Here is a 19,996-nt window from a genome sequence, read left to right on the forward strand (position 1 = left end):
ACACGCGGGACAGCGCGAGGCACACGAGCAGAGGCGCGGGTGGACATGGCGGCGGGCACACGGCGGTTCCCGGTCGGGCTCCTCGCGGCCTGGACCGCGACCAGACTGCTTCTGCTGCTGTTCGTGCTCAAGGTCCTGGTCTTTCCCGGACCGGACGTCACCAGCGACGTGTCGGTCATCTACCAGGGCTGGTACGAGGTGTTGCGCACCGGCACGTACCCCCTGGACGACGTGACGTGGCAGTACCCGCCCGCCGCCGCCCTCGCGGTCCTCTCCCCCGCGCTGCTGCCGTTCCTGGACTACGCGACCGCGTTCTTCGTCCTGGCCCTCCTCGCCGACGTGGTGGTCCTCGCGCTGCTGCGGTACGCGGGGACACGCCCCGGCCGGACGCTGCGCGGCGCCTGGGTGTGGGTGGCGGGCGTGGCGCTGCTCGGGCCGACCGTGTACGCCCGGTACGACGTGATGGTCACGGCGGTCGCGGTGGCCGCGCTGCTCGCCGGGACGCGGCACCCGCGCGCGATGGGGGCCCTCGCGGCCTTCGGGGCGCTGCTGAAGGTGTGGCCGGTGCTGCTGCTCCTGGGGGTGAGGAAGCGCACGGCGTGGCTCTCCGCCGCGGTGACCGGTGTGGCGTTGACGGTGCTGTTCTCGGCGTCGATGCCGGGTGCCTTCGCCTTCCTGACCTTTCAGCGCGACCGGGGCACCGAGGTCGAGTCCCTCGGCGCGCTGGTGTTCCACGTGGCCCGCCAGTTCGGCTGGGAGGGCCAGGTGCTGCTCAACTACGGCTCGGTCGAGTTCCTCGGCCCGTACGTCGATGCCGTCAGCACGGGGGCGCTGCTGCTGAGCGCGGCGGCGTTCGGCTGGCTGGTGCTGTGGCGGGTGCGGGCGGGGCGGTTCGCGTCGTCCACGCCTGCCGAGGCGGCCTTCGTGGCCGTGCTGATGTTCACGACCACGAGCCGGGTCATCAGTCCGCAGTACATGGTGTGGCTGGTCGGGCTCGCGGCGGTGTGTCTGTGCTTCCGGGGGAGCCGGATGACGGTGCCCGCGTACCTGGTGCTGGCCGCGTGCCTGGTGACCGTGCTGGAGTTTCCCGTGTGGTTCGGTCATGTGGTCGCGAGTGACTGGGTGGGGGTGCTGCTGCTCTTCGCTCGCAACGGGTTGCTGGTGATCGCGACGGTGTTGGGTGCGCTGGAGCTGTGGGAGGGGTCGGTGGGTGTTGCTCCTCCCCCGGCTTCGGTTCCGGTTCCGTCCGGGAACGTGGGGAATGAGTCTCGTCTGCCGGGGGCTGTGTCTGGTCAGGTGCGGGTCCGTCGTGGCTTGTCGCGCCCACGCGGCGGAGCCGCGCAGTGACACAACCCCGCGCCCCTGAAAGGAACGGGCCGTTCCCCGCGGCCCTGGAAGCTCAGCCCAGCTGTGCTCGCAGGTACGTCCGCCACTGAGCCGTGAACTGGTCCGGTGTCGTGCCGAGTACGTCCCTCAGGGCGTCCTCCACCGCACCCGCCCGCTTCTCGTGGGCCCCCACGGCGCGGTAGAACTCGTTCAGGCGGACCTCGCCCCAGCGGTCCGCGATCATGCGGCAGGCCAGCCAGCCGCTCTCGTAGGCCTGGGCGAGCCGTGTCGCGTTGGTGCCGAAGCCGAAGTCCGCGTCGTCCGGGAGCCGGCTCGGTGTGCGGCCCTCCAGGACGGCCCGCTGCAGTTCCGGGGCGACCTGGACCGCGGTGCGGCCGGTCGCCCGGTAGCCGACCCAGTCGGCGTAGCCCTCGGAGAGCCACAGGGGCGTGGCCGCGGTCGTGGCCGCCCGGGTGGCGACGTGGGTGGTCTCGTGGGTGAGGACGACCTGGCGGCCGAAGCCGCCGAGGAGGCCGTACGCGTCGGGGTTCACGATGATCCGGTCCGCGGGCGCGTTCGGGGAGCCCCCCGCCTCGCCGGTGGTGACCGCCGCGATACCCCGGTACCCGGAGGCGGGCGCGCCGAGCAGGCCCGCCATCTCGTCCAGCGACTCCGGTACGAGGACGACGACCCGCCGCGCCCAGTCGTCGCCCCACGCCCCGGTCACCGCGGGCACGGCCCGGTCCGCCAGCGCCGCGTACCCGCGCAGGGTCGCGGCCGGCTGCCCGACCCCGAGGACGAGGCTGCGCTCCCCCTTCACCACCCGGACGGTGCCCTGCTCCCACAGCTGCTGGGCGGCCTTCTCGGCGGGCTCGTCGGAGGCGACGTACCAGGTTCCGTCGTCGCGGGTCAGCGTCAGGGCGCGGGCCGCCGTGACCGGGGCCTTGTCGTAGCCGCGTATCCGGTAGCGGAGTTCCGCCGAGGCCGTCGCGCTGTCCCCGGTGCGGTGGAAGCCGGTCAGACGGTACGACCAGGAAACGAGGGGCAGACGCCGCAGGTTCGCGAACTCGGCCATGCCCGTGGCGAGCTGGTCCCGGCTGCCGGACGCCGGCGCCTGAGTCCCCCGGTACGCGGGCTCGTCCCGCTCCAGCACGGCCGCCGCCCGCCGGTCGAGCACGTGCTGGACATCGATCCGGGCCGCGTCGGGCGCGGGCCCGCCCCCGCAGCCCACGAGGAGGGCGAACGCCAAGGACAGCCCTGCCCACATCGCACGCGTTCGACCAGCCACCTTCCCGATCGTACGGTGACGCGCCGCACCTGGCGTGCCCCCGTTCAGACCCGTGTGACCGAGGAGATCGGCATCATGCCGACGGGGTCGTAGCGGACGGGTGCGCCCGGGTAGGGGGCGTGGATGACCTGGCCGTTGCCCGCGTACATGCCGACGTGGCTGGCGTCGTCCCGGTAGAGGACCAGGTCGCCGGGCTGTGCCTCGGACAGCGGCACCTGGCGTCCGGCGTACCGCTGGGCCTGGGAGGTGCGCGGCAGTCCGACGCCGGCCTGGCCGTACGACCACTGCATGAGGCCGGAACAGTCGAAGCCGTAGGGCCCGTTGGCACCCCACACGTACGGCCTGCCCAGGGCGGAGCGGGCCGCGGCGACGGCGGCTGCCGCGCGGGAGTCGGGCGCCGGGGCGTCGGCGAGGCCGGGCAGGTCGGTGCGGCCGGCCTCGCGGGAGGCCCGGACGTACTCCTCGCGCTCGGCCTCGGGCAGGGAGTTGAGCAGCCTGCGGGCCTCGGCGAGTTTGCGCTCGACGGTGCGCTTGTGCCGGGCGACGTCCTTGCGGCTCCTCTCCAGCTGCCGGAGCTTGCCGGTCGCCTGCCGGCGCTCCTGGGCGAGGTCGCGCAGGGCCCGCTGGAGAAGTGCGAGCTCCTTGGCCTGGTGGGCGCTGATGCGGTCGAGTGCGGCGGCCTTGTCGAGGTAGCTCTCGGGGTCCTCGGTGAGCAGCAGGGCGAGCGAGGGGTCGACCCCGCCCGAGCGGTACTGGGCCCCCGCGAGCGAACCGAGCGCATCCCGCATGGTGTTGACGCGCTCCTGCTGGCGGGCGATCGTGTCCTGGGCGTCACCGAGCTGCTCACGCAGGGTGTCGGCCCGTTCGTCGGCCTTGTTGAACGCCTCGGTGGCTTTCTCGGCCTCCTCGTAGAGGCGGTCCACCTCGGCACGGGTGTCGTCGGACGGCGCGGCGGCGGCCGGCCCGCCCTGTTGTACGACACCGAGGGCCGCGGCCGCGGCGGACAGAACGCAGAGCGCGGCGCTCGTGCCCCGGTCGAATCCGGACGGTGCAAGGCGGCGATGGTGGGACCCCACGGGAAGCCGCTTCCCTTCTCTGGCGGACACGGACCGTCCCCCTGTGCAGGGGAAACGGCCAGACAGTAGCCCTGTGGCCAGGCGTCGGCCAAAGTAGTGATCGGGTGCGGAACGAGCACACAGCGTGACGCCCCGCCTCTGACGCAGGTCATCAGCGGGGCGTGGGGTCAGCGTCGCTCGCGGCAATTCGCCCGTTCGGGCGTCACGCGCCGAAGGCGCGCGCCCGGGGCGGCGGACAAGGGGAGCTCGTCAGATGCGCACGCCGAACTGGAACGGCATGTTGTTGATCGACTCGTAGCGGACGACCGTGCCGGTGCGCGGGGCGTGCAGGATCTGGCCGTTGCCCGCGTAGAAGCCGACGTGGTGCAGGTCGCCGTAGAAGAGGACCAGGTCACCGACCTTGAGGTCGGACTGCGAGTAGATGCGCGTCCCGGCGTTGGCCTGGGCCTGCGAGGTGCGCGGGATGGCGACGCCGGCCTGGGCGTAGGCCCAGGAGGTGAGGCCGGAGCAGTCGTAGGAGCTGGGGCCGGAGGCGCCGTACACGTACGGCTTGCCGATCTGGCTCTGGGCGGCGGCGTAGGCCTCCGCGGCGCGGCCGCTCGCGGCGGAGCCGCCGCCGAGGGCGTCGCGCGCGCTCTCGCGGCTGGCGCGTTCGTCGGCGGCGTCGAGGGCCGCACGCTCCGCCGCCGTCAGCTGGTTGAGGAGCTTCTGGGCCTGGGCGAGCTTGGCCTGAACCTCCTTCTTGTTCTCGCTCAGTGCCTCGCGGGTGTCGGAGAGGTCCTTGAGCTTCTCGGAGGCCTCCTGGCGCTGCTGGGCGAGCGCGCGCTGCTTCTCCTGGACCTTCCTGAGCGACTCGACCTGCTGGGCGCTCAACTGGTCAAGGGTGGAAGCCTTGTCGAGGTAGTCGTCCGGGTCGGCGGAGAGGAAGAGCTGGAGGGAGGAGTCGATGCCGCCGGTGCGGTACTGGGCGCTGGCCGCCAGACCGATGCCCTCGCGCAGCTTGTTGAGGTCCTCCTGGCCGCGGGCGACGTTGTCCTGGAGGGTGGAGATCTCCTTCTGGAGCTTCTCCTGCTTCTCCTTGGCCCCGTTGAGCTTCTCGGTGGCCGCCTCGGCCTGCTCGTAGAGGGCGTCGACCTTGGCCTTGACCTCGTCCTTGCTCGGCTTCTCGCTGGGCGCGGCGTTCGCGGCCTGCGAGGTGAGGGCCACAGCGGCAGCAGCGGCGGTCGTGAGCACGGTGACACGTGCGCGGTTCGGCTGCTTCGGTCGACGGTGGGACGCCACGGAGGCGAGCTCCTTCTTCCTTCAGCCGCCTACCGACACGCCGGTGGGCGGTGCCCCTCCACCGTCGCTCCCCATGAGCGATCAACCGAGCGGAGGTTCGGGCCAGACCCTAGTGACCTTCTTGTGATCAGATCAAATCCCCGCGTGAAAAAAGTATGTGACGCAGCGCATTCTTTGCCCTTGACTCACGTGCGGTGATGCCTGCCTGACGCTACGTTGCGTGACGATTCCGCCAATTCGGGCATAGACCCACGTACGTTACGCTTGGGATCTACGTGGCCCTTGGGAGGTACGGATCAGAAGGGCCGAGCGTTCAGAGGGGCGCGGAATCCAGCCGGCGACCCACCCGCCCGGGGAGGGGCTCAGCCGCGCGACAACCGCTTCAGCAGGACGGCGGATGCCACCGGCCGGGCCCCCGCCTTCGCCACCCCGTCCGCCACCTCGCGGTCGGTGGAGGCCACGATGACCGGCCGCCCCGGCGGCTCGGCGCGCACCAGCTGCCGGATCAACTCGTCGGCCGTGACACCCGGCTTGGAGAACAGCACCCGCACACCGCGCGGCGGCGCGAGCAGCACGGGCGCGGCCAGCTCAGCACCGTCGAAGACGCACGTCACCTCGGCGTTGGTCTGCGCGGCGAGCTGCGAGAGCTGTCCGAGGAGCCTCAGGCGCTGCTTCTCCAGCGGCATCTGCGGATAGCCCGTCTTGGTGACGTTGTAGCCGTCGACGACGAGGTGCGCCTGCGGCAGCGCGAGCAACTGGTCCAGGATCGCGGGGTCGTTCTCGGACAGGGCGCGGGCGGCGATGTCCTTCGGGGTCATGCGGCCGGGTTCGACCGCGTCCACGGTCTCGGCGGGCCGTACCGACACCGGCGGCAACGCCAGCTCCCGCCGCAGCCCTTGGGCCGCGTCCAGCACGGTGTCCAGGAGCAGCCGGACGCGCATGTCCTCGACGCTGCGCCCCTCGCGCGCGGCGCGCCGGGTGGCCTCCAGCGCCGCCTCGGCCTCCCCCAGGCGGGCCTTGAGCCGCCGGGTCTCGCTCTCGGCGGCCGACACCTGCGCCTGGCCCTCGGCGCGCACGGCCTCGACCTCGCCCTGCACCTTGCGCAACGCGGCCTCGCCGCGCTTGACGTCGCTGAGGGCGGCGCGCAGTTTGCGGTGCAGCGACTCGGCTTCCTTCTTCGCCGTCTCCAGCTCCGCGCGCAGCCGCTCGGTCTCGGCCTTCGTGTGCCCGCGGGCCTGAGCGAGCTCCTCGCGCAGCCGCTCCAGCTCGGCGCGGCTCTCCTCGTCCGCGCGCTCCGCGTCCGCCCGCTGGGCCTCCTCGCCGGCGGCGGTGACCAGCTTGACCCAGCCCGTGGGGCGCAGCACGTAGGCCGCGGCCGCCACATCCAGCGGGTCCGCGGCCGGGGGCGGCGCGCCCGAGTCGAGGGCGGCGGCGAGCTCGGGCTGGGCCTCTCTGAGCCGCTCCCCGATGCGCTGCCGGAACAGAGTGTCGCCCTCCAGGGCCGCCGCCATGGCGTTGCCCGCGAACTTGGCCCTCCGGTTCGGGGCGAACCGCGCGTACTGTCTGAGCTGCGCGGGCAGTTCCGAGACGGTCAGCCCGCCGAAGCCGTCGGACACGATCTGCACCACGCGTCGGCGCACGCCCTCGGGCAGCGGACGGTCGAGCACCTCAGCGGCGCCGTCGCCCGGCCCCCCGCCTGTGGTCTCCACCATCCGTCACCCCACTACCTGTCCGGTACCTGTGCGGGGGCCGCTCCTGTCAGGAGCCCGACCCCGGCCTGTCCACGAGTTCCACCTGGTCCACGGCGTTGCACCAGCGGCAGCGCACCGACTCGATCGTCTCACTGAGCACTTCGCGCTCCTCGACCTTCGGCTCCCCCGCCAGGTCCAGGTGCACGTACTCGACGACCTTCGACGAGCGGGTGACATCGAACCGAGTGAGGTTGCCGCAGAGCGTGCAGCGCCAGCGGGTGGTGTCGGTCGGCAGGGGAACCGTCGTCATCGTGGCTGCTCTTCCTTCCAGTCTCCGTGATGCGCCAGCTTCCCTGGTGCGTGTGGCTCGTAACCCTACGGCCTGGCGGGTACCTGCCGCCCGTCCGGCCGCGGCGGCGAGGCGGTATGCGCGGTTGGGTCCTGTTACGTCATGATCTGCGCGTGATCAGCGAGTGGAGCGCGAGGGCCGGCCGGGCGCTGCGGGAGCAGCCGGCGCCGGTGACGTACGGGCTGATCGGTGTCTGCTGCGTGATCTTCGTGATCGGGCCCGCGTCCGGGGTGAACGCCGCGTACGGCACCGGTGACGAGCTGCTCACCGCCCAGCGGGCGTACTTCCGGCACTGGGGGGTCGTGCCCGCCGAACTGATCTCCGCCGAGCCGCGCGCCGCGCTCACGCCCGTGACGGCGCTGTTCGTCCACGGGAGCTGGCTCCACCTCCTCGGCAACATGCTGTTCCTCTACGTCTTCGGCGTCATGACCGAGGAGCGGATGGGCCACATCCGGTTCGCCCTCTTCTACGCGTGCTGCGGCTGCCTCGCCCTGCTGGGGTACGCGGTCGCCAACGCCGACTCGTCGCAGACGCTGGTGGGGGCGTCGGGGGCGATCTCCGCCGTCCTCGGCGCGTTTCTGTACCTGTTCCCCGGAGCGCGGGTCACCAGCCTCTTTCCGTTCCTGTTCTTCCTCCCGCTGCGGTTTCCGGCGTGGGTGACCCTGCCGTTCTGGGTGGCCCTCCAGTGGGTGGCGGCCGGGCAGGCCCCGCGGGGGCCCGGGGTGGCCTACCTGGCGCACGTCGTGGGGTTCCTGCTGGGGTTCGCCTGCGCGTGGGTGCGGTGCGGGTGGCCGACTAGAGTGACACCCCCAGCGTCCGCCCCCGAGGGAGAGAACCCGCCGTGATCACCGCGATCGTGCTCATCAAGACCAGCGTGGACCGGATCCCCGAGATCGCCGAGTCGATCGCGGCGCTGGAGTCCGTCAGCGAGGTGTTCTCCGTGACCGGGACGTATGACCTGATCGCCATGGTGCGGGTGAAGGCCCATGATGATCTCGCTGACGTGATCCCGGGGAAGATCAGCAAGATTCCGGGGGTCGAGGCCACGGATACGCATGTGGCGTTCCGGGCCTATTCGCAGCATGACCTTGAGGCTGCGTTCGCGATCGGTTTGGACAGCTGACGGTTGTCTGGCGAGTGCTGGTGCGTCGTGGTTGCTCGCGCCCACGCGGCGGAGCCGCACATCGGCACAGCCCCGCGCCCCTGACTGGATGCAGTTCCCCTCAGATGAAGAGTTCCTCATCTGCGGCTCATCCTTGCTGTCCGGTGCCCGGCGCAGGCTGTGCTCATGGTTTTCTCGCGCCGGATGGTGGCCCTCGCCGCTGTTGTGCTGATTCCTCTCGGGATCGCCGCCACCAGTTTCGCCCTCACTGACAGCCCGGAGTCGCCCAAGGTGCCGCCCAGGGTCGAGTTGGACAAGGGATCGCCCTCGCCCACGCCGACCCGGTCCACGCCCTCGCCCACGCCCAGTGACGAGGTCGTGTCGCGGCCCCCGGTGACGGACAGCAGCTCTGCGGATGACGACGATGACGACGACGGGCCCGGCGACGACGGATGAACGTCCGCGACGGCCGCTGTCCGCTCGGGTCCGCATCCTGCTCTGGCTGCTGCTCATGATGGCCGTCGCCCTCGGCTCGGTGGCCACGACGACGCGGTCGATCCTGGTGCGGGACGTCGAGCACCGGATCAACGGGCTGCTGGCCCAGGAGACCGGTGAGTTCGCCAACTTCGAGGAGCGGGGCGTCGATCCGCGCACCGGAGGGCCGTTCACGGACCCGGCGCGGCTGCTGCACGTCTTCCTGGAGCGGCAGTACGCCGACCCGGACGAGGAGCTCATCGGGCTGGTGGGGCGGGAGGGCCGTGGGCCCGCGCAGATCATCCAGCCGCCCCGTGACCTGCCGGTCGCCGTGCCCCTGCACCGGGACGCCGACGCCCGGCGCCGTATCTTCGACTCGCCCGACTCCACCGGCACTCTGCACCGGGCGTCCGGGGAGATCCGCTGGGCCAAGGTCGCCGTCGCCCGGCACGGCAGTGAACCGGACGCCGCGTTCGTTGTCGCCTTCCACCCGGGGCGCGAACAGGGCGGCGTGGACGACGTGTTCCGCATACTGCTCGCCATCTCCGGGGTGGCCCTGGTCCTGGCGACCGGGATCGGCTGGGTGGTCGCGGGACGGATCCTGCAGCCCGTACGGCTGGTACGGGCCGCCGCCGCGCAGCTCACCGAGCAGGACCTCACCCGCCGTATCCCGGTGCGCGGCCGGGACGACGTGGCCGCGCTCGCCGAGACGTTCAACGCGATGCTCGACCGGCTGGAGCGTGCCTTCGCCGCCCAGCGGGAGTTCGTCGACGACGCCGGTCATGAGCTGCGCACTCCCATCACCATTGTGCGCGGGCACCTGGAGCTGATGGGCGACGACCCGGCCGAGCGCGAGGAGACCGTGCGTCTCGTCACCGACGAGCTCGACCGGATGAGCCGTATCGTCGAGGACCTGCTCCTGCTCGCCAAGTCCGAGCGTCCCGACTTCGTCACCCCGGAGCCGGTCCAGCTCGCCGAACTGACCGCCGACGTCTACGTCAAGGCCCGCACCCTGGGCGAGCGCGACTGGCGCCTCGACGAAGTCGCCGACCGGGAGGTGGAGTTGGACCCCCAGCGCATCACCCAGGCGATGGTGCAGCTCGCGCAGAACGCCGTTCAGCACACGACACCCGGGCAGACCATCCGCATCGGGTCCCGCGCCGAGGGGGCGCGCGTGGAACTGTACGTCGTCGACTCGGGGCCCGGCGTCCAGCCGCAGGACGCCGGGGTCATCTTCGAGCGGTTCCGGCGCGGGACCGCCCGGCGCGGCGCCCGCGGTTCGGGGGCCGGCCTCGGGCTGTCGATCGTGCGGGCGATCGCGGAGGCCCACGGCGGCCGGGTCCGCCTGCACGACACGGAGGGCGGCGGCGCCACCTTCGTCCTCACCCTGGGAGGGGCCCGTACATGAGCCGCGTTCTCATCGTCGAGGACGAGGAGCGCATCGCCTCCTTCGTCGAGAAGGGCCTGCGTGCCAACGGATTCACGACCACGGTGGTCGGCGACGGGGACGCCGCGTACGAGTACGCGCTGACCGGCGGCTTCGACCTGGTCGTCCTCGACATCGGGCTGCCCGGCCGCGACGGTTTCACCGTGTTGCGCGAGCTGCGGGAGGCCCGCGTGACGGTCCCCGTGATCGTGCTGACCGCGCGGGACTCCGTACGGGACACCGTGGCCGGTCTGGAGGGCGGCGCCGACGACTGGATGACCAAGCCGTTCCGCTTCGAGGAACTGCTGGCGCGGGTGCGCCTGCGGTTGCGTACGGCGGCACGGGCGCCCGAGGTGACGGTGCTGCGGTCCGGAGCGCTGAGCCTGGACCTGCGGACGCGCAGGGCCCGGGCCGGCGAGCGGACGGTCGACCTGACGGCCCGCGAGTTCGTGCTGCTCGAGCTGTTCCTGCGGCATCCGGGGCAGGTGCTGTCCCGCGAGCAGATCCTGTCGCACGTGTGGGGCTACGACTTCGATCCCGGCTCCAACATCGTGGACGTGTACGTGCGCGCGCTGCGCAGGAAGCTGGGCTCCGAGCAGGTCGAGACGGTCCGGGGCATGGGGTACCGGTTGCCGGCGTGACCGGTGAACGGCACCGGTGAACGGCGCCGCTTGCGGCACCGGTGAACGGCCGCGTGAAGTTCCCTTCATGTGCGGCTCATCGACGGCTCACGGCCCGGGTGAACCCTTGATGACGTGACCCTGAACCTCCGTCTGACCGCGGCCCTCTGCGGGGCGCTGTCCCTGTGCGCGCTGCTCGTGGTCCCCGGCACCTTCCCCGGGCTCGGCACCGACGCCCGCCTCACGCTCGCGGTCTTCGCCCTGGCCACCTGCGCCTGGATCGCCACGCCGATCGACGACACGTACATCGCGCTGGGCGCCGGGCTCGCGCTGACGGTGACCGGCGTGATCAGCAGCGACACGCTGTTCGGCACCCTGGGCGACTCGACGGTGTGGCTGCTGATCTGCGCGTTCGTGCTGGCGGCGGCGGTGACCCGGACGGGGCTCGCGGGACGGGCCGCGGTGTTCCTGGTCGGCGGGGCGCGCACCGTACGGCAGCTGACGCACCTGACGACGGCGGCGCTGGTCGTCACGGCGTTCGCGGTGCCCGCCACCTCGGGCCGTGCCGCGCTCGCGCTGCCGGTGTTCCTGGCCCTCGCCAAGGCGCTCGCCGACCGGAAACGACTGGTCGTGATGCTGGCGTTGCTGTTTCCGACCGTGATCCTTCTGTCGGCGGTGGCGACCCTGATCGGGGCGGGCGCGCATCTGATCACCGTGTCGGTGCTGTGGGAGGCCACCGGTGACCGGATCGGCTTCACCCAGTGGCTGCTGCTGGGCCTGCCGCTGGCCGTGGTGTCCTCCCATCTGGCCGCCGAGGCCGTCCTGCTCACCACCACGCGGCGCGCGGACCGCCGGGGGCCCGTGCGCATCACCGCCGAGCAGATCCAGGAGCACAGCGACCGCCCGGTCACCGGCCCCTGGTCGCAGGCCGAGACCCGGTGCGCGCTGCTGCTCGCCACGGTCGTTCTCCTGTGGTGCGCCGAGCCGCTGCACCGGGTGCCGCCCGCGGTCGTGGCGCTGATCGGCGCGGTCGTCGCGTCCTCGCCGGCCCTGGGCACCGTACGGCTGAAGGACGCGCTGAAGACGGTTCCCTGGCCGCTGCTGCTGTTCATGGCGGCGACGATGGCGATGGGCGTCGCGCTGGCGGACTCGGGCGCGGCGAAGTGGCTCGTCTCCGGGCTCCCGGCGGGGGTCACCCCGGCGGTGTTCCTGGCGGTCGTCGTCGTGATCAGCACAGCGGCCCATCTGATCCTGCAGTCCCGTTCGGCACGCTCGTCGGTGCTGGTCCCCCTGGTGGTGGCGGCGGCCGTGGGCGCGGGCGTCAACCCCGTCGCCGCGGCGCTCGCGTCCACCGCGGCGGCGGGCTTCTGCCACACGCTCCCGGCCTCCGCGAAGCCGGTCACGCTCTTCGCCGAGGTCCCGGGGACGCCCACGTACACCCCGCGCGACCTGCTGCGCCTGTCCGCCGTCCTGGCGCCGCTGAGCGCCGCCCTCGTCCTGCTCTTCGCCGTCGCGGTGTGGCCACTGCTCGGCGTCCCCCTGACCCCCTAGGAGACATCCCGTGCTCAGCCGTGTCGCCGTAGCCCCCAGCGGCTTCAAGGAGTCCCTGTCCGCCCGGGCCGCCGCCGACGCCATCGCGGACGGCGTCCGCCGCGTCGTGCCCGATGCCGAGATCGACCTCATCCCGCTGGTGGACGGCGGTGAGGGCACGGCCGCCGCGCTGGCCGCCTCGACCGGCGGCCGGCTGGTCGCCCTGCCCGCCACGGGTCCGGTCGGGGAACCCCTGGGCACCCACTTCGCGCTGCTCGGCTCCCGGGACACGGCGGTCGTGGAGATGGCGGCGGTCGCGGGCCTGTCCCTCGTCCCGCACAGCCTCCGCGACCCGGGGGCGACGACGACGTACGGCGTGGGTGAGCTGATCCGGGCCGCCCTCGACCAGGGCGTACGGCGCGTCCTCGTCGGCTGCGGCGACTCGGGTACGTCGGACGGGGGCGCCGGCGCCCTCCAGGCGCTGGGCGCCCGCCTGCTCGACGCCGACGGCTTCGAACTCCCGCACGGTGGGCGGGAGTTGTCCCGCCTCCACCACATCGACCCGTCGGGCCTCGACCCCCGCCTGAAGGGTGTCGAGCTCCTGGTCGCCTGCAACCCGTACAACGTGCTGTGCGGCGAGCGCGGAGTGGCCCGCGTCTTCGGCCCGCAGAAGGGCGCGACCCCGGCGCAGGTGGAGGAGCTGTCGGCGGCCCTGGAGAACTGGGCGTACGTCCTGACCCGGGACCTCGCCGCCCCCGGCGCCGGCCTGGACGGCGGCGGACCCGGCATCGATCTCCGGTACGGCCCCGGGACCGGAGCCTCCGGCGGCCTCGGGGCGGGCCTCGCGGCCCTGGGCGCCCGCCTCCTCCCCCGCTTCGAGGTGCTGCTCGACCACCTCGACCTGGACGCCCGGCTGGCCCGCGCCGACCTGGTCGTCACCGCCGAGGGGGCGCTGGACCACCAGACGCCGCGCGGCAAGGTCCCGGCCGAGGTGGCCCGCCGCGCCAAACTGCACGGGCGGCCGGTGCTCGCCCTGGCGGGCACGCTCGGCGAGGGCGCGCACGAGGTGCCGGGCGTGGACGCCTGTCACGGCATCCTGCCCGCTCCGATGGCGCTGGCCGAGGCGCTGGTCCGGGCCTCCGAACTCCTCACCGACGCCACCGAGCGCGCGCTGCGCATGATCCTGCTCGGCGCCCGGCTACCGGTGCCCGCCGGGATGCCTCACGCGGAGGTGTCGGGCACGCAACGCCCGTCCTCCGTACGGTAGTTCCACCGGGCGCCGTCCCGGACGAGTTCCTTGACCGCGCGGACGAACCGCTCGACGTGCTCGTCCGGCGTCCCGGCCCCGAAGCTCACGCGGATCGCGTTGAGGGACTTCTCGCCGGGCGCGGCCTCGGGGGCGCCGCACTCGCCCTGGGTCTGCGGGTCACCGCCGAGGAGCGTCCGCACCAGTGGGTGGGCGCAGAAGAGGCCGTCCCGTACGCCGATCCCGTACTCGGCGGAGAGGGCGGCGGCGAAGTGCGAGCTGTTCCAGCCCTCGACGACGAAGGAGAGGACGCCGACCCGCGGGGCGTCCTCGCCGAAGAGGGAGAGGATCCTGACCTCGGGGACCTCGGCGAGGCCCGCGCGGACCGTGCGGACGAGGTGCTGCTCGCGGGCGACCAGGGTGTCGAACCCGGCCTCGGTGAGGGCCTTGCAGGCGGACGCGATGGCGTAGGCGCCGATGACGTTGGGCGACCCGGCCTCGTGGCGCGCGGCGGTGTCGTGCCACTCGACGTCGACGCCCCCGTCCGTGCGCCGGGACACCTTCCGGCTCGCGCCGCCGCCCGCGAGGTACGGCTCGGCCTCGCGCAGCCAGTCGGCGCGTCCCGCCAGGACGCCGGAACCGAAGGGCGCGTACAGCTTGTGCCCGGAGAAGGCGACCCAGTCGACGTCCAGCTCCCGTACGGAGACGGGGTGGTGGGGCGCGAGCTGGGCGGCGTCCAGGACGATGCGGGCGCCGTGGGCGTGCGCGGCGGCGGCCAGCTCGCGGACGGGCCACAGCTCGCCGGTCACGTTGGAGGCGCCGGTGACGCAGACGAGGGCGGGCCCGTGGGGGTCGCGGTCGGCGAGGGCGCGCTCCAGGGTGGCGACGGCCTCGGCCGGCGTGCGGGGGGCGTCGAGGTAGGTGACGCGGGCGCCGCGCCAGGGCAGCAGCGCGGCGTGGTGCTCGGTCTCGAACACGAAGACCTGGCAGCCGACGGGGAGCGCGGCGGCGAGGAGGCCCAGCGAGTCGGTGGTGGACCGGGTGAAGACCAGCTGGTCGTCGTCCCGGCAGTCGAGGAACTCGGCGACGGTCCTGCGGGCGTTCTCGAAGAGGTCGGTGGACAGCTGGGAGAGGTAGCCGGCGCCGCGGTGCACGCTGCCGTAGTACGGCGCGTACGCGGCGACGTCGTCCCAGACGCGCTGCAGGGCGGGGGCGCTGGCGGCGTAGTCCAGCGCGGCGTACGTGACTTCGCCACCGGTCACGAGCGGGACGGTGACGTCACGGCCCAGGACGGGCAGCGGGGTGTGGAGGGACTGGCCGGTGGCAGCGGTGATGACGGACATGGCGGAACTCCCGTGAAGGCAGGTGGGATTCACCGCGCGAGCGGCCGTGGTGCGGCGTTGCGTGGCTCAAGCGCGGGTGAAGGGGAAAAGGGTGTGCGGAGGCGGGGCTCTGCGGCCCTATCGCATTCGCTTGCTCACGGAAGGCTCCTCGACGACCAGGACCCCTGGTTATCGCGAGGGGTCCGCGCTTGCCGTAGACCTCGCTGCCTACGGCCTGGTCTTCACCCGGGGCACCCCGCCACGGACGGAGGGTTGCCGGACAGCCGGCCGGGGCCTTGTGACTGTCGCTCATGACCTGCCAAGCATCTTGCCACACGATCATCCGGGCGCAAGTGGGATGTCCGGATGGCGGGATGACGCGGCGCCGGAGGGGCTGGATGGTGCGGGGCGGCGCTGGCTGTTCTCCGGCCGCGACCGTGCTTTTCAGGGGCGCGGGGAACTGCGCGACCAGCCCCCCACTCACCCGCACCCGACGCACCCGCCCAGCCCCAGGGGCACCGTCACGCGTTGCTCGCCGTCACCCACCGCTCCAGCACCCGCCGTGCGGCCCCCGAGTCGATCGACTCCGCTGCCCTGTCCATACCCGCACGGAGCTGGGCCGCGAGCGGCCCGTCCCCCGGCTCCAGCGCCACCAGCGCCGCCGCCGAGTTCAACAGCACGGCGTCCCGCACGGGCCCCGGCTCCCCGGCGAGCAACCGCCGCGCCACATCCGCGTTGTAGGACGCGTCGGCACCCCGCAGCGCCTCCACGGGCACCAGCTCGAGACCGACGTCCCGCGGGTCGAAGGTCTCCTCCGTGACCTTGCCGTCCCGGACCACCCACACCCGCGACGTCGACGTCGTCGTCAGCTCGTCCAGCCCGTCGTCACCGCGGAACACCAGCGAGGAGTTGCCGCGCTCGGCGAAGACACCGGCGACGATGGGCGCCATCCGCGGATCGGCGACCCCGACCGCCTGGGCCCGCACCTTCGCGGGGTTGGTCAGCGGACCGAGCGCGTTGAACACCGTGCGGATGCCCAACTGCCCACGTGCCGCGCCCACATGGCGCAGCGCCGGATGGAACTTGATCGCGAAGCAGAAGGTGATCCCGGCCTCCTCGGCCACCTCGGCCACCCGCTGCGGGGTCAGTTCGAGATTGACGCCGAGCTTCTCCAGGACGTCCGAGGCGCCCGACGCCGACGACGCGGCCCGGTTGCCGTGCTTGACGACCTTCGCGCCCGTACCTGCGATGACGATCGACGACATCGTGGAGATGTTCACCGTCTTCGCGCCGTCGCCGCCCGTACCGACGATGTCGACGGTCGCGCCGGACACCTCGATCAGGTTGGCGTGCGCGTACATCGTCCGGACGAGGCCGGCGATCTCCTCGACGGTCTCCCCCTTGGCCCGCATCGCCACCACGAAGCCGGCGATCTGCGCGTCCGTGGCCTCGCCGCGCATGATCAGGTCCATCGCCCAGGCGGTGTCGTCCGCCGTCAGGTCGCGGCCGTCCAGCAGTCCGTTCAGCAGCGCGGGCCATGAGCGGCCCGCCGCGGTGTCGCCTCCAGCGGGGATCACAGCGCTCATAAGCCGCTCCTGGGTGATGGGGCAACCGATCAACGGATCGGTTCCACGGATCTCAACGGGTCCACCCTATCCAGCCAGAGGCACGGCGAAGGGCCCCGTCCGAACAACGGACGGGGCCCTTCGGCCGTGCGCGTGGCGAGCGCAGCGATCAGTGGTGGCCGTGGCCGCTCGTGATCTCCTTGTACTCCTCGGCGGTCGGCTTCGGGATCTGGCTGTCCTCGCCGTAGTACGCCTTGCTGAGCTTGGCGCGGAGCTTCTCCGAGCCCTTGATCTTGCGCTTGACGCCGTTCTCGTCGACGGCGGGGCCGATCTGGCGCGGCACGTACTGCTCGTGCGCGGTGAGCGTGTGCAGCTGCTCCTGGCTGAGCGGCTCGTGGACCTCGATGAACTCACCGTGCGGCAGGCGCTTGATGATGCCCGTCTCGCGGCCGTGCAGCACCTTGTCCTTGTCCCGGCGCTGCAGGCCGAGGCAGATGCGCTTGGTGATGACGAACGCGAGGACCGGGGCCACGAAGAACGCGATCCGCACGAACCAGGTGATGGCGTTGATCGAGAGGTGGAAGTGGGTGGCCCAGAGGTCGTTTCCACCACCGATCAGCAGGACCATGTACCAGGTGATCCACGCGACACCGAAGGCCGTACGGGTCGGGGCGTTGCGCGGGCGGTCCAGGATGTGGTGCTCGCGCTTGTCGCCGGTGACCCAGGACTCGATGAACGGGTAGACCGCGATCGCGACCAGCACCAGCGGGAAGATCACCAGCGGGATGAACACGCCCAGGACGAGCGTGTGGCCGCCGAGGTCGATCTCCCAGCCCGGCATGACACGGATCAGACCCTCGGAGAAGCCCATGTACCAGTCGGGCTGGGCGCCGGTGGACACCTGGTCCGGACGGTAGGGGCCCATGGTCCAGATCGGGTTGATCGTGGCGATCGCGGAGATGACCGCGATGACGCCGAAGACCAGGAAGAAGAAGCCTCCGGCCTTGGCCATGTAGACGGGCAGCAGCGGCATGCCGACGACGTTGTTGTTCGTCTTTCCGGGGCCCGCGTACTGCGTGTGCTTGTGGTAGAAGACCAGGATCAGGTGCGCCACCACGAGGCCGAGCATGATGCCCGGCAGCAGCAGGATGTGGACCGAGTAGAAGCGGGCCACGAAGTCGCCGCCGGGGAACTCTCCGCCGAAGAGGAAGAAGGAGAGGTACGTGCCGACGACCGGCACGGACAGGACCGCGCCCTCCATGAAGCGGACACCGGTGCCGGAGAGCAGGTCGTCCGGGAGCGAGTAACCGGTGAAGCCGGTGAACATGCCCAGGACGAACAGCAGGAAGCCGAACAGCCAGTTGACCTCACGCGGCTTGCGGAACGCGCCGGTGAAGAAGACGCGCATCATGTGCACGAACATGCCGGCGAGGAAGATCAGCGCCGCCCAGTGGTGGATCTGCCGGATCAGCAGACCGCCGCGCACGTCGAACGAGATGTGCATCGTCGAGTTGAACGCCTCGGACATCAGCTGTCCCTGCAGCGGGACGTACGAGCCGTGGTACTCGACCTCGTTCATCGACGGGTGGAAGAACAGCGTCAGATAGACACCCGTGATGATGATGATCAGGAAGGTGTAGAGGCAGACCTCGCCCAGCATGAACGACCAGTGGTCGGGGAAGATCTTGCGCATGTTGGCCTTGGCCAGGGAGTAGATCCCCAGCCGGCCGTCGGCCCAGTCGGCGACGCGCTCGCCGGCGGGTGCCTTCCCGCGGGAGCGGTCCGCCGCGCCGGCGGCCGACGTGTCCGTGGTGTTCTCGTTGGTGCTCATCCGCGCTCCCAGTAGGCAGGACCGACGGGCTCCTCGAAGTCGCCGCGCGCCTCGAGGTAACCCTCGTCGTTCACGCCGATGCGCAGCTGAGGCAGGGCGTGACCGGCCGGGCCGAAGATGACCCGGCCGCCGTCGGACAGGTCGAAGGTGGACTGGTGGCAGGGGCAGAGGACGTGGTGTGTCTGCTGCTCGTACAGGGAGATCGGGCAGCCCACGTGGGTGCAGATCTTCGAGTACGCCACGATGCCCTCGTGGGACCACTCCAGCTCGCGCTTGTCCTTGATGTCGCCCGGCTGGATCCGGACGATCATCAGCGCGGCCTTGGCGATCTCGGTCTGGAACTCGTGGTCGTGCTCCTCCAGGCCCTCGGGCTTGGCGAAGGTGAGCGAGCCGACCGCGACGTCGGAGGGACGCAGCGGCTCGTTCGTGTTCATGTTGACGAGCAGCTTGCCCTTGCGCCAGGTCGTGTGGCGCAGCACGGTGCCGGGCAGCGGGCCGAGGTCACGGAGCAGGACGACACCGGAGAGCGGGAACAGGGCCAGCGCGCCGAACATCGTGTTGCGGATCAGCTTGCGGCGGCCGAGCGCGGACTCCTTGGCACCCTGCCTGAAGTCGGCCATCACCTTGGCCTTGACCTCGGGCGTGGCCTCGATCGGGTGACGCTCGTCGGCGATCTCCACGTCCGACATCAGCGTGCGGGCCCAGTGGACCGCGCCGGCGCCGATGCAGAACAGGGCAATGCCCAGGCACAGGCCGAGCGCGAAGTTCAGCGCGCTGACGTGCCCGATCGGCCAGACATAGATCGACTTGTCGATGTCCAGCGTCACGTACGAGGCGATGAAGCCGACGGTGGCCAGCATCGACACCGTGAACAGCAGGGCGACCGTGCGCTCGGACCGCTTGGCGGCCCGCTCGTCGATGTCCTGGACGCGGTGCTCGTGGGGCGGCAGGCCCGGGTCGGCGAACGGGTCCTTCTCGTCCGCGACGCTCACCGCACCGTGCGCGTGCTCCTGCTCTGCGGGCAGGTTCTCTTCGGAAATGTCTTGGCTACTCATGACTTCTTGGCCTTTGCGGTCCGAGCGGCGACCCACACGGCGACGGCGATCAGCGCGCCGAGACCGAAGACCCAGGCGAACAGGCCCTCGCTGACCGGACCGAGTCCGCCGAGGCTGAGGCCACCGGGCTCCACGGTGTCGTCGCTGTTGACCGCGTCGAGGTACGCGATGATGTCCTTCTTGTTCTTCTCCGTCAGCGTGGTGTCGGGGAAGGACGGCATGTTCTGCGGGCCGGTCTGCATGGCCTCGTAGATGTGCTTCGGGTCGACACCCTCAAGAGTCGGCGCGTACTTGCCCTCGGACAGCGCACCGCCCTTGCCGGTGAAGTTGTGGCACTGCGCGCAGTTGGTGCGGAAGAGCTCGCCGCCCTTGGCGATGTCCGCGCCCTGGGGGTTGTACTGCTCCTCGGTCGGGATGGACGGACCGGCGCCGAGCGAGGAGATGTAGGCCGCGAGCTGGTCGATCTCCGCCTGGGAGTAGATGACCTTCTTCCGCGGGACCTGCGCGCCCGGCTGCTGGGCCGGCATACGGCCGGTGCCGACCTGGAAGTCCACGGCCGCGGCGCCGACGCCCACCAGCTGGGGACCGTCGGTGGTGCCCTGACCGCCGGTGCCGTGGCAACTGGCGCAGCCCACGGAGTAGAGCCTCTTGCCCTCGTCGATGGCGAGGGACTGCGCGGTCTCGTCGGCCTGCGCCTTTTCCGCGGGTGCGAAGGCGGTGTACAGCCCCGCGCAGGCCGCCAGCGCGATGAATAGGACGACGACCGCCGCCAGCGGATGGCGTCGTCGTGCGGAGAGCTTTTTCACGGATTACC

General features: G+C 71.7%; 18 protein-coding genes and 1 riboswitch. Of the genes, 8 read left to right on the forward strand and 10 right to left on the reverse strand.

Going from position 1 to position 19,996, the window contains the following annotated elements; translation table 11 throughout:
• The first annotated feature begins 45 nt into the window (after nt 1-45).
• Nucleotides 46-1,347, forward strand: coding sequence for a glycosyltransferase 87 family protein (locus ACZ49J_RS12500; RefSeq protein ID WP_467451488.1), 1,302 nt, complete (start codon nt 46-48; stop codon nt 1,345-1,347).
• 52 nt (nt 1,348-1,399) lie between these two features.
• Here the strand turns inward: ACZ49J_RS12500 and ACZ49J_RS12505 are convergent, their stop codons facing one another.
• The 5 genes from ACZ49J_RS12505 to ACZ49J_RS12525 form a co-directional block, all read right to left on the reverse strand.
• Nucleotides 1,400-2,593 (reverse strand): hypothetical protein, encoded by a 1,194-nt coding sequence (locus ACZ49J_RS12505; protein ID WP_467451575.1) that lies wholly within the window; start codon nt 2,591-2,593, stop codon nt 1,400-1,402.
• A gap of 65 nt (nt 2,594-2,658) precedes the next feature.
• Entirely contained in the window at nt 2,659-3,690 is a 1,032-nt protein-coding gene (locus tag ACZ49J_RS12510; RefSeq protein ID WP_467451489.1) for a C40 family peptidase, read from the reverse strand.
• Nucleotides 3,691-3,939: 249 nt separating this feature from the next.
• A complete protein-coding gene (locus ACZ49J_RS12515; protein ID WP_467451490.1) occupies nt 3,940-4,971 on the reverse strand; it encodes a C40 family peptidase in 1,032 nt (343 codons plus the stop codon).
• 362 nt (nt 4,972-5,333) lie between these two features.
• Nucleotides 5,334-6,683 carry an NYN domain-containing protein gene (locus tag ACZ49J_RS12520; protein ID WP_467451491.1) on the reverse strand — a complete coding sequence of 450 codons (1,350 nt, stop codon included), beginning with the start codon at nt 6,681-6,683 and terminating at the stop codon, nt 5,334-5,336.
• A gap of 46 nt (nt 6,684-6,729) precedes the next feature.
• Complete coding sequence (locus ACZ49J_RS12525; protein WP_467451492.1) at nt 6,730-6,972, reverse strand: hypothetical protein; 243 nt, start codon at nt 6,970-6,972, stop codon at nt 6,730-6,732.
• A 152-nt stretch (nt 6,973-7,124) separates the two neighbouring features.
• On the opposite strand from ACZ49J_RS12525, the gene ACZ49J_RS12530 reads away from it, so the two are divergent.
• The 7 genes from ACZ49J_RS12530 (at nt 7,125) to ACZ49J_RS12560 (ending at nt 13,430) form a co-directional block, all read left to right on the forward strand.
• A complete protein-coding gene (locus ACZ49J_RS12530) occupies nt 7,125-7,856 on the forward strand; it encodes a rhomboid family intramembrane serine protease (protein WP_467451493.1) in 732 nt (243 codons plus the stop codon).
• Complete coding sequence (locus tag ACZ49J_RS12535) at nt 7,853-8,134, forward strand: Lrp/AsnC family transcriptional regulator (protein WP_467451494.1); 282 nt, start codon at nt 7,853-7,855, stop codon at nt 8,132-8,134. The genes ACZ49J_RS12530 and ACZ49J_RS12535 overlap by 4 nt, the downstream gene beginning before the upstream one ends.
• Before the next feature lie 165 nt (nt 8,135-8,299).
• Entirely contained in the window at nt 8,300-8,569 is a 270-nt protein-coding gene (locus tag ACZ49J_RS12540) for a small secreted hydrophilic protein (RefSeq protein ID WP_467451495.1), read from the forward strand.
• Nucleotides 8,538-9,995 (forward strand): sensor histidine kinase, encoded by a 1,458-nt coding sequence (locus tag ACZ49J_RS12545; RefSeq protein WP_467451576.1) that lies wholly within the window; start codon nt 8,538-8,540, stop codon nt 9,993-9,995. Before ACZ49J_RS12540 ends, ACZ49J_RS12545 begins: the two co-directional genes overlap by 32 nt.
• On the forward strand, nt 9,992-10,654 hold the full coding sequence (locus tag ACZ49J_RS12550) for a response regulator transcription factor (RefSeq protein ID WP_467451496.1): 663 nt from the start codon (nt 9,992-9,994) through the stop codon (nt 10,652-10,654). Before ACZ49J_RS12545 ends, ACZ49J_RS12550 begins: the two co-directional genes overlap by 4 nt.
• A gap of 114 nt (nt 10,655-10,768) precedes the next feature.
• A complete protein-coding gene (locus tag ACZ49J_RS12555; protein WP_467451497.1) occupies nt 10,769-12,184 on the forward strand; it encodes an SLC13 family permease in 1,416 nt (471 codons plus the stop codon).
• 10 nt (nt 12,185-12,194) lie between these two features.
• Nucleotides 12,195-13,430, forward strand: a complete 1,236-nt coding sequence (locus tag ACZ49J_RS12560) for a glycerate kinase family protein (RefSeq protein WP_467451498.1) — start codon at nt 12,195-12,197, stop codon at nt 13,428-13,430.
• Here ACZ49J_RS12560 and ACZ49J_RS12565 read toward each other — a convergent pair.
• The 5 genes from ACZ49J_RS12565 to qcrC all read right to left on the reverse strand — a co-directional run bounded on the left by ACZ49J_RS12565 (nt 13,385) and on the right by qcrC (nt 19,988).
• Complete coding sequence (locus ACZ49J_RS12565; protein ID WP_467451499.1) at nt 13,385-14,752, reverse strand: aminotransferase class V-fold PLP-dependent enzyme; 1,368 nt, start codon at nt 14,750-14,752, stop codon at nt 13,385-13,387. The genes ACZ49J_RS12560 and ACZ49J_RS12565 overlap by 46 nt on opposite strands.
• 179 nt (nt 14,753-14,931) lie before the next feature.
• A riboswitch (SAM riboswitch) is annotated at nt 14,932-15,048 on the reverse strand.
• 204 nt (nt 15,049-15,252) lie between these two features.
• Nucleotides 15,253-16,317, reverse strand: coding sequence for an anthranilate phosphoribosyltransferase (gene trpD / locus ACZ49J_RS12570; protein ID WP_467451500.1), 1,065 nt, complete (start codon nt 16,315-16,317; stop codon nt 15,253-15,255).
• Between the two features lie 148 nt (nt 16,318-16,465).
• Nucleotides 16,466-18,127 carry a cytochrome bc1 complex cytochrome b subunit gene (gene qcrB / locus ACZ49J_RS12575; protein WP_467451501.1) on the reverse strand — a complete coding sequence of 554 codons (1,662 nt, stop codon included), beginning with the start codon at nt 18,125-18,127 and terminating at the stop codon, nt 16,466-16,468.
• Nucleotides 18,124-19,182, reverse strand: coding sequence for a cytochrome bc1 complex Rieske iron-sulfur subunit (qcrA, locus tag ACZ49J_RS12580; protein WP_467451502.1), 1,059 nt, complete (start codon nt 19,180-19,182; stop codon nt 18,124-18,126). Before qcrA ends, qcrB begins: the two co-directional genes overlap by 4 nt.
• Complete coding sequence (gene qcrC, locus ACZ49J_RS12585) at nt 19,179-19,988, reverse strand: cytochrome bc1 complex diheme cytochrome c subunit (RefSeq protein WP_467451503.1); 810 nt, start codon at nt 19,986-19,988, stop codon at nt 19,179-19,181. The genes qcrA and qcrC overlap by 4 nt, the downstream gene beginning before the upstream one ends.
• Nucleotides 19,989-19,996 lie beyond the last annotated feature (8 nt).

The organism is Streptomyces sp. NPDC030840 (assembly GCF_055572015.1).

What these genes read in the sequence shown, in the direction of transcription:
- ACZ49J_RS12500 (WP_467451488.1), top strand. Translation starts at nt 46, where the DNA reads ATGGCGGCGGGCACACGGCGGTTCCCGGTCGGGCTCCTCGCGGCCTGG.
- ACZ49J_RS12520 (WP_467451491.1), bottom strand. Translation starts at nt 6,683, where the DNA reads ATGGTGGAGACCACAGGCGGGGGGCCGGGCGACGGCGCCGCTGAGGTG.
- trpD (WP_467451500.1), bottom strand. Translation starts at nt 16,317, where the DNA reads ATGAGCGCTGTGATCCCCGCTGGAGGCGACACCGCGGCGGGCCGCTCA.
- ACZ49J_RS12525 (WP_467451492.1), bottom strand. Translation starts at nt 6,972, where the DNA reads ATGACGACGGTTCCCCTGCCGACCGACACCACCCGCTGGCGCTGCACG.
- qcrA (WP_467451502.1), bottom strand. Translation starts at nt 19,182, where the DNA reads ATGAGTAGCCAAGACATTTCCGAAGAGAACCTGCCCGCAGAGCAGGAG.
- ACZ49J_RS12540 (WP_467451495.1), top strand. Translation starts at nt 8,300, where the DNA reads ATGGTTTTCTCGCGCCGGATGGTGGCCCTCGCCGCTGTTGTGCTGATT.
- ACZ49J_RS12565 (WP_467451499.1), bottom strand. Translation starts at nt 14,752, where the DNA reads ATGTCCGTCATCACCGCTGCCACCGGCCAGTCCCTCCACACCCCGCTG.
- ACZ49J_RS12550 (WP_467451496.1), top strand. Translation starts at nt 9,992, where the DNA reads ATGAGCCGCGTTCTCATCGTCGAGGACGAGGAGCGCATCGCCTCCTTC.
- ACZ49J_RS12545 (WP_467451576.1), top strand. Translation starts at nt 8,538, where the DNA reads ATGACGACGACGGGCCCGGCGACGACGGATGAACGTCCGCGACGGCCG.
- ACZ49J_RS12505 (WP_467451575.1), bottom strand. Translation starts at nt 2,593, where the DNA reads ATGTGGGCAGGGCTGTCCTTGGCGTTCGCCCTCCTCGTGGGCTGCGGG.
- qcrB (WP_467451501.1), bottom strand. Translation starts at nt 18,127, where the DNA reads ATGAGCACCAACGAGAACACCACGGACACGTCGGCCGCCGGCGCGGCG.